The sequence below is a fragment of the Campylobacter sputorum genome, assembly GCF_002220775.1.
Classification (GTDB): domain Bacteria; phylum Campylobacterota; class Campylobacteria; order Campylobacterales; family Campylobacteraceae; genus Campylobacter_F; species Campylobacter_F bovis.
This window is the reverse complement of sequence record NZ_CP019685.1, coordinates 1,608,196-1,624,797: the sequence shown is the minus strand read 5'-3', so window position 1 is coordinate 1,624,797 and position 16,602 is coordinate 1,608,196. Positions and strand designations below refer to the sequence as shown.

Sequence of the window (16,602 nt, the reverse complement as noted above, 5' to 3'; positions counted from 1 at the left end):
AAAACAATGATAAAGTATAAGTTAATAGATCAAAGGCAAAAACCAAAAAATTCTTATGAAAAGTTTTTAAATTTTTGGAGAAATACTTTTAAAGGTGAGCTTTTTGTAGGTTTGTGGGTTGTGCTTAAGCCCATATTACAAAGAGAGTCTCACACTCTTAAATATCCTTTAGAAAAAATGTCTTTGCCGCCACGATACAGAGGTGTTCATAAACTAATGAGACTACTTGAGAGTGAAAATGAGCGTTGTATAGGTTGTGGACTTTGTGAGAAAATTTGTGTTAGCCGCTGCATAAGAATGGATACTTGTTTAGATAAAGATGGCAGAAAAAAAGTTATTAATTACTCTATAAATTTGGGTCGTTGTGTGTATTGTGGGCTTTGTGCTGATGTGTGTCCTGAAATTGCTATAGTATTTGGTGGTGAATATGAAAATACAAGTGAACAAAGAGCATATTTTGGCTTTAAAGAAGATTTTTTAACGAAAAAAGGCACGCAAGTTTGCGAGTTTGAAGGTTATGGTTCTTTAAGCGATGATGCAGATAATCTTGTTAAAAAAACACCACTTTCGTATTAGGAGAGATAATGATAGAAACACTTGGATTTTATTTTTTTACTATATGTTCTCTTGGAATGTTTTTAATAAGTGTATTTTCTAAAAACACATTGTATTCAATGACAGCTTTAGCTGGTGGAATGATATTTATTTCAGGATTTTTCTTTTTGCTTGGTGCAGAGTTTTTAGGTGTTGTGCAAATTATAGTTTATGTAGGGGCTGTTCTTGTACTTTATGCTTTTTCTATGATGTTTTTTGATGCATCTAAACCTGTAAAAGAGCAAAAAAATAATAAGTTGGTTTACACACTTGGCGTGGCAATTTCGCTTTTAGTTGTAATTATAGTTTTAATACCGATTTCTTATAAAATCCCTGTTGTTCCTCAGTATGAGATAGTATCAAATTTAAGTAATGTAAAAACAGTTGGTATGATTTTATTTACAAAGTATCTGATAGTTTTTGAGTTAGCTGCTGTAATGCTGTTAGTTGCTATGATATGCGGTATTTTGTTAGTTCATAAAGATATGGATAAAAATGTTAGCAAGGAGAGTTTATGATAAGCTTAAATCACTATTTGATAGTTGCTATTTTGATGTTTTGTATCGGTATAATCGGTGTTATGAAAAGAAGAAATCTTATAATGTTATTTTTTTCAACAGAGATTATATTAAATGCTGCAAATTTAGCATTAGTAGCAATTGGGACTTATCATAATGATATGAACGGACAGATTTTTGCATTTTTTATAGTAGCAATAGCTGCTTCAGAGATTGCAGTTGGACTCGGACTTATGATTTTATGGTATAAGAAAACTGGCTCTATAGAGTTATCTAGTTTAGAAAATATGAAAGGATAACATGGAAAAATATGCTTTAATTGCGATTTTTATGCCTTTGGTATCTTTTTTGTTTGCAACTCTTTTTTGCCTTGAGAAAAGAAAGCTTTTAGTTGGTATTGTAAGTACAACTTTGATTTTTGCAAGTATGGTTTCATCACTTATTTTGCTAGACTATATTATGGATAACGGAATTTTAAATTTATACATAGCAGATTTCATAAGTATAGCTTCTCTTGATGTGCCCTACGGATTTATGATAGATGAAGTTGGTGTTATAATGATGTGCGTGGTTACATTTGTTGCTAGTGTAGTGCATTTGTATTCTATAGGCTATATGAAACATGATGATGGGTTTAATAAATTTTTTGCTTATCTTGGACTTTTTGTTTTTTCTATGCTTGTTTTAGTAATGAGCAATAATTTTATAGGACTTTTCATAGGATGGGAGGGTGTTGGATTAAGCTCATGGTTGCTTATTGGTTTTTGGTATGAAAATTCTAAATTTTCTTATGCGGCAAATGAAGCTTTTATAATGAACAGAATTGCCGATCTTGGTATGCTAATAGGTATTTTTCTTATATATAAAGAGTGTGGAACGCTTATTTATGGTGATGTTTTTAAAATGATTTCAGATGTTGATTATAAAATTTTAATGTTTATAGGCGCATTTTTATTTATAGGTGCAATGGGAAAAAGTGCACAATTTCCTTTTCATACTTGGCTTGCTGATGCTATGGCTGGACCAACGCCTGTTTCAGCATTAATCCATGCAGCTACAATGGTTACAGCCGGAGTTTATCTTGTAATTAGAGCAAATGATATATTTGGGGCAGTAAATGAACTTAGTCTATTTATAGCGTATCTTGGTGCTTTTGTGGCTGTTTTTGGTGCGTCTATGGCTTTGGTTCAAAATGATTTAAAGAGAATAATAGCATATTCAACACTTTCTCAATTAGGATACATGTTTGTTGCTGCTGGATTTGGAGCGTATTGGATAGCACTTTTTCATCTTGTAACACATGCATTTTTTAAATCACTTCTTTTCCTTTGTGCTGGAAATGTAATGCATTCTATGAAGAATGATACAGATATCAGAAATATGGGCGGGTTATATAATAGTATGAAATTTACGGCTATTTTAATGATAATTGGCTCTGTTGCACTTGCTGGAGTTTATCCTTTTGCTGGATTTTTCTCAAAAGATAAAATTTTAGAAGTTGCATTTAATGAGGCAAATTATGGCATTTTTATAGCCCTTTTCATAGGTGCTATAATGACCGCATTTTATAGTTTTAGACTGATTATGGTTGTATTTTTTGGCTCAAAAAGACATGATTTTATAACTCATGATGCTAGCAAGATTATGCTATTTTCTCTTATTCCTTTGGCATTTTTATCCATAGTTGCTGGATTTATAGAGCATAGTTTTGAGAAATTTAGTCTAATGGCATTACCAGAATATATCATAGATATAGCTAGTGAAGTTTCTATGTTACTTATTGCTTGCACTATGATAAGTGTTGTGGCTGTTATTGTCATAACTATATATTTTTACAAAGATGGTAAATTTAGTAACAAATTTACAAATAATATAATATACAAAATACTTATAAATGAGTATTTTATACCAAATTTATACTCTAAATTTGTTTGTATTTATAAACACTCTTGTTTATTTCTTGCAAGTTTTGATAAAAAAATAATAGATTATAGTGTTGATTTTATAGCTAGTAGTGTATATAAATTTGGTAGTTTTGCAAGCAAAATACAAACAGGAAATCTCTCTTTTATGCTTAAACTTATGGTATTTGGTCTGTTTGTTATGCTGTGTTTAGTGTTTGTGATTTAAGGGGAATTAATGGAACATATTTTAAGTATTTTGATATTTATTCCAGTATTTAGTGCTATTTTGGGATTTTTAGTAGATTATAAAAGTATAAAAATATATGGTATTTTTGTTGCTTTTATAGAATTTATTTTAACTTTATTGATGTGGAGCTTTTATGATCCAAGTCTTGGAGACTTAGCTTTTGTTGAGCAATTTCCTATTTTGAGTAATTTTAATATAAATTATTTTGTAGGCATTGATGGAATATCTCTGTTTTTGATAGTTTTAAGTTCTTTTATAACGCTCATTGCTTTGATAAATTTAAAAGCACAAGATGGCATAAAAAATATAACTATTTGTGTTTTGCTTTTGGAATCTGGACTGATTGGTTTTTTTTCAAGTTTGGATGCTATGTTATTTTATATTTTTTGGGAACTTGCTTTAATACCTATTTTCATAATAATAGGAACATATGGCGGAGAAAAAAGAATTTATGCTTGCGTTAAGTTTTTTATATATACATTTGCAGGCTCTATAATAATGCTTGTTGGTATAATAACTATGGCTTATTTTTACTACAAATCTTTTGGAAAAATAAGTTTTAGCATACTTGATTGGTATTATTTATCGCTACCTATGAAAGTGCAAATTTGGTTATTTTTCTCATTTGTTTTAGCATTTAGCATAAAAACAGCGATTTTTCCTTTTCATACTTGGCTTCCTTATGCATACTCACAATCGCCCATAGTAGGCTCTATTTTGATATCTTCTCTTCTTGCAAAAATGGGAACATATGGTTTTATTCGCATAGTTTTACCAGTTTTTCCAGATGCTAGTGTATATTTTGTAGATTTACTTGCAATACTAGCTTGCATAATGGTAATTTATGCTGGACTTATAGCATTTGCAAAAGACGATATGAAACAACTTGCCGCATACAGCTCTATTTCTCATATGGGTATCATTATGTTAGGTATATTTGCTATAAATGCAGAAGGCATCGGTGGTGCAGTTTTTTTCATGATAAGTCATGGTGTATTAATAACTGGATTTTTTATGATAATTAGCGTTTTATATGATAGAAAACAAACTTATCTTACGGGCGAGTTTAGTGGTATTGCTAAGATAATGCCAAAATTTACTATAATTTTTGTTGTAATTATGCTTGGATTGATAGGTTTGCCGCTTACGATAGGTTTTGTTGGCGAGTTTTTAAGTTTGCTTGGAATGTTTAAAACAAATGCATTTTATGCTTTTCTTGGTGGATTAGGTATTATTATCGGTGCAGCATATATGCTAAATTTATGTAGAAATGTTTTTTTCAAAAAAGCACAAAATAGTTCAAATTTAATACTAAAAGATTTATCATTTAGAGAATACATTTCGCTAATACCAATTTTTCTAGTTGTTATTATCCTTGGAGTATATCCAAAACCACTTCTTGGTGTTATAGGCGATAGTGCTCAAAAAGTTGTAAAAATTATGCATGATAAATCGATAGATATAGACACTAAAGAGTTTATAAAAAAATCAAATTTAATAAAAGGGGTTAAATTTGGAAACAATTAATATGAGTTTAGAGTCTATAAATATAGCCTCTATAGCTGTGCCTGGCATTATGATCATTTTTGCAATTGCCCTTATTTGTTTGAGTATTTTTGTTAAAAATTTATCTAAAACATTTTATGTTTTGGTTTGTATTTTTGCAATTATCTTGGATTTAGGTATTTTATTTAGCTATAAAAATGGCATAAGCGGATTTTTTGGTATGATAAATATGGATGGTATCGCCCTTTTATCACAGATGATTATACTTGTTGCAAGTGCATTTTTTATGGGATTTTTGCTTTGTAAAGAGAGTTTTTTTGAATACGAGATAAAAGAGTATTTTGTGCTATTTTTATTCGTAATAGCTGGTTTTAGCTTTATGGTAAGTTCAAATAATCTTATTCTTATATTAATAGGTTTGGAAACTTCGTCTCTTGCAATTTATACATTAATAGCGCTTAAAAATAAAATATATTCCATAGAAGCTTCTATAAAGTATTTTTCATTAGGTGCTTTATCTAGTGGATTTTACGCTATTGGTGCTGCATTATTATATCTTTTAACTGGGTATTTAGAAATAGATAAAATTTTATCTTTTATAGTGGATGCAAATTTAAAAGAGAGTATTTTACTTTTAGGTGCTAGTGCATTTTTGCTTGCATCTCTTGCATTTAAACTATCTTTGATACCATTTCATACTTGGATAGTTGATGTTTATGAGGGCTCAAGTTCGCCATTGGCTGGATATATGTCAATTGTTCCAAAAATAGCTGCTTTTATCATTATGATTAGGTTTTTTACTCCACTTAGTGATGTACTTTGGATAAAAAATATTATTTTCATAATAGCTATTGTTAGTATGAGTCTTGGAAATATTATGGCTCTTGTTCAAAAAGATGTAAAAAGAATGTTAGCTTATAGCTCTATTTCTCATTCTGGTTTTGTTATTTGTGCTATAGCAATTGGTACAACTGAAGCAAATGTTGGTTTGTTCGCGTATTGGACAATGTTTTTGTTTGCAAACTTAGGGGCTTTTGGAATGCTTTTTGTTACAAGTTCTAATGAGTATTCTTGGGATACTAGATTTGAGCATCCGTATTCAAAATTTGCTGGACTTATCAAAACAATGCCATTTTTTGCGGTAATAATGGCTGTATTTATGTTTTGTCTTGCAGGAATTCCTCCATTTAGTGTTTTTTGGGGCAAAATGTATTTGATAAGTGCTGCTGTGCATAGTGATCATTTTTATTTAGCTGTGATAATGGCTATAAATAGTGCAATAGCGATTTATTACTACTTAAAGCTTGTTGTGATTATGTTTATGCACGAGCCACTTGCAGTTGATAAAAGTGTGTATTTAAAAAATCTATCAAACCCGTTTAAATTTACACTTGCAGTTGCACTGCTTTTTAGTGTGTTTGCTATAATTTTTATTGGACCGCTTAGTAAATTTATAAATTTATTGGTTTCATCAAGTGGGTTTTAGTTTATAAAATTTGATATAATTACTAAATGAAACAGATAATATTACTATTTTTAACAGCAGTTTATGCATTTTCATTTAGTGTTATCTTAAATGGCGGAGAAGAGCAAGGAAGTAGTTATAATGTTTTGCACATACAAAATGATACTCCTTTTTCTTGTGAAGCTAAACTTTTGGAACTAGATAAAAAAATTTATATATGCAATATATCTACAAAAGAAATTTTTAATATTGATGATAAAATAACTTCTTTGGTTGATATAAAATTTAATAAAACAAATAATGGTTATGAAATTATCATAAATCCAAAACAAAACTCCAGACTTCTAAATGTAAATGAAAATCTTTTTGGAAACAATGAGATAAAGAAAAAAGATACTGGTGTATCAACTCATTATTCTATTATCATAGATCCAACTTTAAAAGAGTTTGAAAAAGTAAGTAATGGTATAAATTTCCCTATAACTTATAATGATATGGTTTACCCATCAATTGGTGCATTAGATATCAATAAAATGCCTATACAATACGTAAATGGCGATGATATAGAGCTTTATTTAAATATAAAAAAATTATATGATATGGGATTATATGAGAGAGTTTTTGATGAGACATTAAATGCTTCTAAAATATATCCAAATTCCATTTTTACAAGTGAATTTGAGTTATATAAAATTAGAGCATTAGACAAAATATTATCTTCTCAAAAAGTTTATGATAATTTTAAATTTATAGATATAGTAAATATGGGTAAAAATTGGATTCGAAGTTTTCCATCTGATGAGAATTATCCAGAAGTTTTAGGTATTATTCTTAGAGCATATTTAGCTTTAGATATGGGTGGAGATGCTAGTTATAATCTTGATATTTTAGTAAAAGAACATACTAACTCAAAATGGACAAAATTAGCCATAATAGACTATGCTGGAGCAATCTATAAAGAAGGAAAGAGTAAAGATGCTATAAAGATGCTAGAAAGTGTTCTTTATAGCTCAAATGATATGGAAGTAGCAAGTGAAGCTGCTTTTAAACTTACTGATATAAGCATAGAAAGAGCAAAATTTAACGACGCTAAAGAGTATATTTTAAAGATAATTAATGCAAATAAAGAGTATCTTTTAAAAGATAAAAACACATTAGCCTCATTTGCACAGAATTTTTTTAATAAAAAAATATATGATATATCTTCAAAATTATATGAACTTTATGTAGAGAATTCAAAACGAAGTGATGATTACTACGAGATTGCTCTTAAAAATTTAGGAATATCTCTAATGCGTTTAGGAGAGATAAAAAAAGCCTATGAATATCTTAAAAGATATGAAAAAGAGTTTAAAGATGGCGCTTATATAAAAGATGTAGAAGAAGCACTTGATGAATTATTTTTTGAGATAAATGAAACAAATACAACAAAGTTAAGTAGCTATTATGATACGCTTATGGATAGATATGGAAGCAATGATATAGGCAAAAAGGCTTTATTAGAACAAATAAAGTTATTATCCAAAGATAAAAAATATGATGAAATTTTATTTTACAAAAATAAAGTCATAGACGCTAATGATACAAATTTAACAAATTTACTAAATAATACTGCTTTGATACTAGCAAATGAAAGCTTAGTTAAAAGTGCTTGTGAAAAAACAGTTTATTTAAATGAAAATTTTGATATTCAAAACTCGATAAATAATCAATTTAGACTCTTTGATTGTATGATACAAATGTCTAGATACGATAAAGCTTACAACCTTGCGAATTCTCATATGAATACTAAAAATTTAGAAGATAGAGTTGAATGGCTTATAAGAGTTAGCATATCTTTGTATAAACTTGGTAGATATTATGAGGCTATAAATGCAAGTAATGATACGATAGCAGTCGCTGCAAGTTTAGAGTATAGCGACATAACTCCTAGTCTTTATTACCGTTTTTTATCACTTTTAGAACTTAATCGCTTTGATGAGGCTATACAAACTATAAATGAGTTTGAAAAACTTACAAAAGATGATGCAAAGCTCTTAGAGATGTATGATAAAATAGCAAAATTTGCAGCAAAAAAAGATAATGATAGTGTTGTTTTAATATATTCTAAAAAAGCTATAGATATGCAAAAAAGACTAAATTTAACGCTATTTAGCCCTGGCATAAATTTTTTATATATAAGTTCATTAAATAAAATATCGGATTATAAAAATGCCATAAATGCAGGAAGAGAGATTCTTTCTATGAGATTAGAGCCATCTGATAGACTAAGGGCTCTTTATCAAACTGCTGAGGTTTGTATAAAGATAAAAAATTATGATGAAGCTAAAAAATATGTTGATGAGTGTGCAAATAGCATATTTAATAACTCTTGGAAAGATCTTTGTGTAATTCAAAAAGAAATTCTATCCAAGAGTTTAAATTAATATTGATTAATTTTGATTATAAAGTTTTGTATGGTAATAAGAAAAACCAACGAGTGCGGCACCTGAAACTATATGTAAATTTTTACCAAATTTACTTCTTGTATTAAAAGCACTTAAAACTACAAGCCCCATTGATATTGCCATTCCAAGCTTTGCTATCTCTTTTTTAGTTGTTAGACTAAGAGATTTTTTTGCTATTTTTTCTTTTTTTGGCAAATTTTTGCTTTGCGTTTGAACTTGTTTCATATATCATAACTCCTGTAATTACTAATAAAACTGAATTAAGAATAAAAAATGGCACTTTTAATCCTTAATAATGATATAAATTTTAAATTTACTTTGATTTATTTTCAAAATTTACGCCTTTTATTGAATTTAGCAAAAGTCCTATAGTTGTGCCATTGTGAAGTGCTGCGGTAAGCACAGGACTTAAACGACCAATTGTTGCACCAAATAAAATAGCTGAGTTTATTAAAACAGTGGCTTTAAAGTTTTTATCTATTAATTCCATAGTTTTATTTGCTAGTTCTTTTGCTACTGCAACTGAGTAAATATCATCTTTTAATAAACTAATACCAGCTGTAACTTTTGCAATATCAGCACCTTTTTGCATACTTATACCTACATTTGCTTTTATTAAAGATGGTGCATCATTTATACCATCTCCACAAAATGCAACATTTTTTCCATCTTTTATCAAATTTTCTATAATTTGAGATTTTTGAGTTGGTAAAAGTTCAGCATAAACAGTGTCAATACCTAGTTCATCTGCCACACTGCTAGCTTTATCTTTAACATCGCCTGTTAGCATAACTATCTCTTTTACCCCAAGGCTTTTTAGTTTTTTAATGGTAGTTTTTGCATTAGATCTAATCTCATCTTTTAGTGTGATAATGCCAAGAAGTTTTTTATCATAAGCTACATAAAGCAAAGCATTTCCACTTTTTAGAGCTTTTTGAATCTTAAGTGAATTTTCTTTGAAAGATATTTTTTCATCATCTTCTAAAAAATGCCTACTGCCTATGATTACTTCTTTTTGATTATAATGAGTTTTTATTCCATGAGCTACTATAAACTCAACTTCATCGTGGTGCATATGTTTAAAACCTGAAATTTTAGCAGCATTTACTACAGCTTCAGCTATAGGATGGAAATAATGCTCTTCTACACTTGCAGTTAAATTTAAAAGTTTTTCTTTATTCCATTTTTCATCAAAGCTAATTACATCTTCAACTTTTAAAACCCCATCTGTTAAAGTTCCTGTTTTATCAAATACAAAAACATCAGCAGCTGCTAAAGCTTCTATTGATTTAGCACCTTTTATCAAAATTCCAGCTTTTCCAGCTTTGGAAATACTGCTTTTAAAAGCAACTGGAGTGGGAAGTTTTAATGCACACGAATAATCAGCTTGTAAAACAGATGCTACGCTAATCATATTGCGATTTAAAAAATAAGAAATTCCAGCAAGGCTAAGAGTTAAAGGCACTAATTTATCAGCTAGTTTTGTTGCTTTTAGTCCAACATTAGACTTTTCGTTAAGTGAATTTTGAATGTATTTTTTGATTCTCTGAGTGCTTGTATCTTCGCCAGCAAGCTCGGTCCAGATTTTAATCTTGCCTTCTTCAACAACGGTTCCACTCATAACTCTTGCGCCTCGTTCTTTTCTAACACAACCAGCTTCTCCTGTCATGGAAACTTGATTTATGCTAGCACTTCCTTCGATTATATATCCATCAATAGCTATGGTCTCTCCTGAGCCAACTACAACGATATCGCCTTTTTTTATATTATTTACGCTGATTTTTTCTAAGCTTTTTTTACTATTTTTTGTTATTTCAACCCAAGCTTCTGTTATGCTAGGTTTTGCTAACTCTTTTATCAAATCATCGCTTTTATGAACTGTGCTTTCTTCTATATATTCACCGATATTTAGCATGAAATTTGTGCTATTTGCAGCTAAATAATCTTTTCTTGAAAGTGAGATCCCAACTGCCATAGCTTCTAAAACTTTTGATGTAAGACCATCATTAAAAAGCTCACAAATCCCTTCTTTTAGCACAGGAAAAGCCGCAGCTATGCTAACTAATCCTTTAGTATTTTTTAAAAATGGAGTTAGCAAAAAAGAAGTGCCCGATATAGCAATATTTTTCTTGCTAATGGCTTTTTTGGGATCTGCAGTTAGTTTAATTTTTGAAATTTGCTTTAAAATTTCATCTAAATTACCATTAAATTTTATAATAACGCTTTTAGTAATTTTATTTACTCTAACCTCATCAACTCCATTTAGCTTTAAAATTTCACTCTCCAAAGCTCTTTCGTTTGTAGTATTTTTTAAATCAGGATAAAAAAATCTAACTCTATTTTTGCTTTTATGGATGATTTTAAAGCTGATTTTCTGCTTCAATTTCTGCCTTTGCATCTTCAAATCTCTCTTTTAGCTCTTCGCTACCAGCTTGGATAAATTTACCTATTTTTACAGCTGATTTAAATAAGGCTTGTTGTGCTTTCTCATTTGTCAAAAGGTAAGCCCCAAGTGCCCCAATAATTGCACCTTGAAAGAAGCTAGCAGAGTTAAAATTTCCAGGTAAAATTGAGCCTAAAATTCCACTATTTTGTGCATTTGTTTGATTTATATTTTCTTGCGTGTTATTTTTTAATTCATTTTGTGAATTTACTATTTTTTCTTCTATCTTTGTTTGTGTTTTTTGAATATATGGATTTATCATTTATATTTCCTTTTGTTTAAATACGCTTTCTATTGCTATTAGAAGTCCAATGCCAAGTGCTATATCAAAACCAGCTTTTAAATAGTTTTTTTGAACAATTTTATTTGATGCACTTATTGCAAGTGAAGTCGCAATTCCACCTTCAAGAGCATATTTTGTTGTGTTTTTTACTATTTGTGCGGTGTTTTTGTTTTTGCTTTGAAGTTCAAAAGCCCCAGCTGTAATGCCTCCAAAAAGTGCGCCACTTATAAAATGATCAACTGGAAGTCTTGAATTTGATGTTTTTAAACCCAACATCTACTCTCCTTTGCTTGTTGTTTTTTTAGATCTTGATGATGGTTTTTTTGAATCTAGTGTTGCACTGCCATTTTTTGTGCTAGATTTTTTTATTTGGCTAGTATTTTTTTGATTTTCATTGTGACATTTGCAATCACAACTCTCATCTTTTTCATCCTCGCAATCACAACACTTATCTTTTGATGACTTTAGTTTATTTTCTGCGCACTCTTTTAAATCCTGTGCTACTTCTTTGCCTTTTTCATATCCTTGCAATAACTTATCTTTTATTTTATCTTTGTTGTTAAATGCAACTACTGCTAATGACCCAACTGCTAAACCAGCTATAAATGGAAGTGCCATAATTTTCTCCTTTATTCTAAATTTTTGTTTTCTTTGAGAATTTGATCTATCAAAATTCCACCTACTGCCCCAAGCATAACACCCGATAAAAATGAGAAATACGGATTTTGTAAAAATGCATTTATATCATCTTTTGATGCTTTACCGTCTTTAAATTTAGCTAAAATTTCATTTAGTTCATTTATGGATTTTGTATCTAAATTTAAGCCCATCTGTTCTAAATTTTTAAAATTAAAAATTTCGCTTTGTTTGTTTTGAGTATTTTGTATTTCATTTAAAAGTGCTTTTTTATACTCATTTTCTGATGTAGCCCAAAGCCTAAAAAATAGATCTTTTAGTTTTTCATCATTTACACTATTTGTAAGTTCATCATAAATTTTTTCAGCTTTTTCTTCATAGCTTAGTGCGGTATATATCGCATCTTTTTTTGAATCAATATCAGGAGTTTTAAACTCTTCTAAAACCTCGTCTGTTTTAAAGCTTTCTAATAAAACAAAACCAGCTTTTTTAACTTCTAAAATTTGAGCAAAAATTTCACATCTAAAATTGTTATAAATTTCTGTGTATAGTAAAATGCCTTGATTTTCATAATTTAGTGCAGTTTGTAGTTCATTCATAACAACTCCTTTGCTTTTTCATTTATTTTAAGTAAAAAATTATCAACTTTTTTAAACTCTATAATGTCATTCCAAAAATCTTTATCGAACTCTTTTTTATCATATTCTATTGTTATTGAGCCAATTACTCGGTTAAATTTAACATTTTTTATACCGTTGATATTTTTTATCATTTCATCAAGTTTAGTTAAATTTATATTTTTTAAATTTTCATCGCCTAAATTTTCAAACTCATCTTTTATCTTACTTGAAATTCTAAGCCTTAACCGCCCGTGAGTGTGGTGTATTATCTTGCAATGAGATAAAACACTAACTAAAAAATCTTTTGTTATCATACTTTTCCTTGTTTTGTAATATTAATTATGCTTATTTAATTATCAATATAAGCTTAATTTCATTTGAAAATCATTATTATCTAACTCTGTTTGAATTTGCAATTATGGCTGATGTATGAGCTATATGAATTAATCCAGCACCAGCTGGATTAATTAAACCAAACATTGCTAAAATAGAACCAAAAATATTTGTAGATGTGCCTATTTTGTAATTTTGATTTGCAACTTTTAGAGCAAATTTACTTAAATCATAAAGTTTTATAATATCTTTTGGATTAGAGTTTGTTATAGCTATGTTTGAAACTTCAACAGCCGCTTTGCTCCCGCCACTTGCAAAAGAAACACTAACATTTGCTTTACTCATAGCAAGTGTGTCATTTACGCCATCTCCTATCATTACAACACTGTCTTTTTTGGTTAAATTTTCAATGATTTTTGCTTTTTCATCTGGCATTAAATCATAGTAAACTTCATCAAAATTCAGATCTTTTGCAAATTCTTTAGAAACTAGCTCATCATCGCCTGTTAGTAAAACTAACTTTTTAACACCTCTATTTTTGAGTTCTTTTAGCATCTCTTTTGTGCCTTCTCTAACTTCGTGGCTAAGGCTTAAAAATCCGATAAAATTTCCATTTTTAGCTAAATATATATTTGTAAAAGCTTTATTTTCTTTTGTATTTATTATAACTGAGTTGTTTTTCATAAATTTCAAATTTCCAAGCAGATATAAATTTCCTTCAAATTCCCCACTTACGCCTAAACCTATTTCGTTTTTTGTTATATTTTTTGTATTTGGTTTAATGTTTTTTTCTTTGCAAAAATTTATAATTGCTTTTGCTACTGGATGAGTATTTTTATACTCTAAATTTGCTAAAGTTTGAAAAAATTCATATTCATTTATATTAGTTTGATATGAGGCAACTACTGGAATTCCTGTAGTAAGAGTTCCGGTTTTATCAAAACAAAACACATTTGAACGGCTAAAATTTTCTAAATACTCTCCGCCTTTTATCAAAATATTATTTCTTGCAGCACTTGCTATTGCTGAGCTAATGGCTGAACTAGCTGCTAAGATAGTAGCACAGGGACAACTCATAATAATCATCACGCTAAAAACATTTGTAAAAGATGCTGTTAATAAAAGTGTGCTAAGTGTCATAAATGAACCTATTTTTAAGACTTTTTTTGCAAGCAGATCAGCAGTTACTTCACTTTTTGATTTTAGGCTCAGGGATTTTTCAACTTCATTAATTACTCTTGCAATATAAGTTTCATTGCCTAGGGCTTTGATTTTTACAAACACTCTACCATTTTCAACATTTGTATTTGCAAAAACATTGTTTCCTTGTTTTTTTAGCACACTTTCGCTTCTTCCATTTATCAAAGCTTCATTTATCAAAGCTTCGCCTTTTACTATAACTCCATCAACACAAATTTTCTCTCCACTTACAAAAACTGCTATATCGCCATTTTTTGCGTCTTTTAAATCAATCTCAACTTCAATATCTTCTCTTAAAACATAGAGTTTATTAACATCCATCTTGATTAAATTTCTTATCTCTACACGAGACAGGTTTGCTGTGTATTCCTCAAAAAGACGAGATCCTGTTAAAATATAAATTACTTCAAATGCTGCGCCAATTTCGCCACCAAAAATTGCTAAAATAAGTGAAAAAGCCATAAAGCTTTCTAGGCTAAAATTTCTGTTTTTTATATCATTTAATGCCTCATTTAAAAGTGGCTTTGCCATATATAAACTAAGTCCTACTAAGGCAAGTGCACTTAGAGGCGAAAATGCAGTAAGCAATATGTGTTCTTTTATAAAAACAAATGCTGCTACGCCGCTTAAAAAAGCAAATTGTTTGATTCTTTGTTTAAAAGTTTTTGTAGTTGAAACTAAATGGCATGGATTACAAGCTTTTGTGCAGTAATTTTGTTTGCTTGATAGCTCTTTTTTTGGTAAATTCAAACTTTTTTGTATAAGTTTAAGGATTTCTTCAAATGTGATTTTTTTATTGTCATAAATTATGATAATGCTTTTACAAATTTCATTTAGTCTTATTGAAATTATTTTTAAATTTAAAACTTCTTTTATCAGCTCAAAATTTTGCAATGTAAAAAGATGTGATTTAAGTCTAGTTCTATTTTTTATGTTCGATTTTATGGCTATTTCTTGCATTTCTCACAAATTCCTTCTAGTGATAAAATATGTCCTTGTATGATAAAATCATATTTTTTTGAGATTTCTTTTTGTAAATTTTGTAAAATTTCATCTTTAAACTCAATTATTTTTCCACATTTTTTGCAAATTAAATGATCGTGGTTTAGATGTATATTCATCTCATATTTAGTGGAATTTTTAGATTTTATTATGGTTAGTAGATTGTATTTTTTTAATAAATTTAGTGTGTTGTAAATAGTGCTTATACTTACTTGTTTTTTGTGCGTATTTTTGTATATTCTTTGAATTTCATTTATGCTTATATGCTTGTTGTAAAAAAGTATTTTTAGAATTTCTTTCCTTGGAATTGAATTTTTAGCTTTTTTGCTTAAAATTATATTCAAAAAATTGTTAAATACTGCTTCATTACACATCATACCTCCGAATTTATTACAAAATTACAATCAATGTTTTTTCTTAGAGCAACAATCTTTTTTACCGCAACCGCAACCACCTGTTTTGAATGTTGTTTTATATATAAAAAAACCAGCAAGAGCAGCTAATGCTATTAAAATAATAGCTTCATAAATTTGCATAATATATCCTTTTTTAAAAAAGGGGCAAATGCCCCAAATTATTTCATATCTTTTGCTTGAATCCAAATAACAGCGTCTTGACTTAACTCTTTGCCATCATGTTTATTATCTGGACCAACTCCAAGTGCTGCAAATCCCCACCATCCAGCTTTTGGAATTCCAAATGTAAATTTTCCATCTTGATCTGCTTTTATAGTAAGTGTTACAAAACTATCTTGAGGTGCAGTAATGTGAGCTTTTTTACCCATTTCGTTTTTCTTAATATCAACATCGTAGTTTAAATACTCAACTTCAATTTCTGCAAATGGAACTGGTTTGCCATTTCCTTTTACAATTCCTGAAAATGTGCTTCCTGCCCATATAGAATAAGGTTTTGTAAGTGGAACAATTTCAGCTTTTAAGCCAAGTTCAGCATCCCAATCAGTTGGTGCACCAGCAACATTTACTATCATTTTTGTTATTTGTTGAATATAGGCATCTTCATTTTTTTCATAATAAGGTGCTGGAGTTAAAACAAATACATGATCGCCCATTTTTTTTGCTTTATATTCAGTCTCATAGCCTTTGCCTGAGTTTGAATTACCTTTAAAAGCTATATTTTTAAGATCTTTTTTAAGATCTGTTTTTTTCTCTTTATTTATTACAAAAAAATCTTCAACTGGTTTAATTTCACCTTTAGCATTTAATCCCATATCCATAGTATGCTCATCAGCAAAAGGGTGATTAAATACTATTTTTAATGGAATGTTATCTGGTTTTTTTAATGCACTTTCTGGCGTATAAATCATTTGAAAATGTGCAAAAGCTGAACTAGCTAAAGCCGCCGCTGTGATTGTTGAAATAATAATCTTTCTCATTTAATGTCCTT

General features: G+C 29.1%; 18 protein-coding genes. 7 read left to right on the top strand and 11 right to left on the bottom strand.

The features are described from left to right. Window positions 1-6: 6 nt before the first annotated feature. The 7 genes from nuoI to CSPB_RS08115 are packed head-to-tail and all read left to right on the top strand — an operon-like array spanning window position 7 to window position 8,660. A complete protein-coding gene (nuoI, locus tag CSPB_RS08145; RefSeq protein ID WP_089193853.1) occupies window positions 7-576 on the top strand; it encodes an NADH-quinone oxidoreductase subunit NuoI in 570 nt (189 codons plus the stop codon). An 8-nt stretch (window positions 577-584) separates the two neighbouring features. After that, a complete protein-coding gene (locus CSPB_RS08140) occupies window positions 585-1,112 on the top strand; it encodes an NADH-quinone oxidoreductase subunit J (protein WP_089193852.1) in 528 nt (175 codons plus the stop codon). Then, entirely contained in the window at window positions 1,109-1,411 is a 303-nt protein-coding gene (nuoK, locus tag CSPB_RS08135) for an NADH-quinone oxidoreductase subunit NuoK (RefSeq protein WP_033917226.1), read from the top strand. Before CSPB_RS08140 ends, nuoK begins: the two co-directional genes overlap by 4 nt. A gap of 1 nt (window position 1,412) precedes the next feature. Continuing rightward, window positions 1,413-3,242: an NADH-quinone oxidoreductase subunit L gene (nuoL, locus tag CSPB_RS08130; protein ID WP_089193851.1), complete on the top strand. Its 1,830-nt coding sequence runs from the start codon at window positions 1,413-1,415 to the stop codon at window positions 3,240-3,242. A 9-nt stretch (window positions 3,243-3,251) separates the two neighbouring features. Continuing rightward, window positions 3,252-4,790 (top strand): complex I subunit 4 family protein, encoded by a 1,539-nt coding sequence (locus CSPB_RS08125; RefSeq protein WP_089193850.1) that lies wholly within the window; start codon window positions 3,252-3,254, stop codon window positions 4,788-4,790. Next, the gene (gene nuoN / locus CSPB_RS08120; RefSeq protein WP_227484175.1) at window positions 4,777-6,255 is read left to right on the top strand and encodes an NADH-quinone oxidoreductase subunit NuoN; all 1,479 of its coding nucleotides are present in this window, start codon (window positions 4,777-4,779) and stop codon (window positions 6,253-6,255) included. The genes CSPB_RS08125 and nuoN overlap by 14 nt, the downstream gene beginning before the upstream one ends. Window positions 6,256-6,281: 26 nt before the next feature. Next, window positions 6,282-8,660, top strand: a complete 2,379-nt coding sequence (locus CSPB_RS08115; RefSeq protein WP_089193849.1) for a DUF7494 domain-containing protein — start codon at window positions 6,282-6,284, stop codon at window positions 8,658-8,660. Window positions 8,661-8,666: 6 nt separating this feature from the next. On the opposite strand, the gene CSPB_RS08110 is transcribed toward CSPB_RS08115, so the two are convergent. From CSPB_RS08110 to CSPB_RS08060, 11 genes are all read right to left on the bottom strand, one after another. Next, window positions 8,667-8,906 carry a hypothetical protein gene (locus tag CSPB_RS08110; protein ID WP_227484176.1) on the bottom strand — a complete coding sequence of 80 codons (240 nt, stop codon included), beginning with the start codon at window positions 8,904-8,906 and terminating at the stop codon, window positions 8,667-8,669. Window positions 8,907-8,994: 88 nt separating this feature from the next. Further along, window positions 8,995-11,064, bottom strand: coding sequence for a heavy metal translocating P-type ATPase (locus CSPB_RS08105; RefSeq protein ID WP_404813368.1), 2,070 nt, complete (start codon window positions 11,062-11,064; stop codon window positions 8,995-8,997). Continuing rightward, complete coding sequence (locus tag CSPB_RS08100) at window positions 11,042-11,386, bottom strand: hypothetical protein (protein WP_089193847.1); 345 nt, start codon at window positions 11,384-11,386, stop codon at window positions 11,042-11,044. Before CSPB_RS08100 ends, CSPB_RS08105 begins: the two co-directional genes overlap by 23 nt. Continuing rightward, the gene (locus CSPB_RS08095; RefSeq protein WP_089193846.1) at window positions 11,387-11,683 is read right to left on the bottom strand and encodes a hypothetical protein; all 297 of its coding nucleotides are present in this window, start codon (window positions 11,681-11,683) and stop codon (window positions 11,387-11,389) included. It abuts the gene before it with no gap. Beyond that, on the bottom strand, window positions 11,684-12,025 hold the full coding sequence (locus tag CSPB_RS08090; protein WP_089193845.1) for a hypothetical protein: 342 nt from the start codon (window positions 12,023-12,025) through the stop codon (window positions 11,684-11,686). Between the two features lie 11 nt (window positions 12,026-12,036). Beyond that, complete coding sequence (locus CSPB_RS08085) at window positions 12,037-12,642, bottom strand: hypothetical protein (protein ID WP_089193844.1); 606 nt, start codon at window positions 12,640-12,642, stop codon at window positions 12,037-12,039. Further along, a complete protein-coding gene (locus CSPB_RS08080) occupies window positions 12,639-12,977 on the bottom strand; it encodes an HMA2 domain-containing protein (protein ID WP_089193843.1) in 339 nt (112 codons plus the stop codon). Before CSPB_RS08080 ends, CSPB_RS08085 begins: the two co-directional genes overlap by 4 nt. Before the next feature lie 76 nt (window positions 12,978-13,053). Beyond that, window positions 13,054-15,156, bottom strand: a complete 2,103-nt coding sequence (locus CSPB_RS08075; protein ID WP_089193842.1) for a heavy metal translocating P-type ATPase — start codon at window positions 15,154-15,156, stop codon at window positions 13,054-13,056. Then, complete coding sequence (locus tag CSPB_RS08070) at window positions 15,144-15,572, bottom strand: Fur family transcriptional regulator (protein ID WP_161492202.1); 429 nt, start codon at window positions 15,570-15,572, stop codon at window positions 15,144-15,146. Before CSPB_RS08070 ends, CSPB_RS08075 begins: the two co-directional genes overlap by 13 nt. A 30-nt stretch (window positions 15,573-15,602) precedes the next feature. After that, window positions 15,603-15,734, bottom strand: coding sequence for a FeoB-associated Cys-rich membrane protein (locus CSPB_RS08065; protein ID WP_089193840.1), 132 nt, complete (start codon window positions 15,732-15,734; stop codon window positions 15,603-15,605). Between the two features lie 38 nt (window positions 15,735-15,772). Further along, on the bottom strand, window positions 15,773-16,591 hold the full coding sequence (locus CSPB_RS08060) for a DUF4198 domain-containing protein (RefSeq protein WP_089193839.1): 819 nt from the start codon (window positions 16,589-16,591) through the stop codon (window positions 15,773-15,775). Window positions 16,592-16,602: the final 11 nt, after the last annotated feature.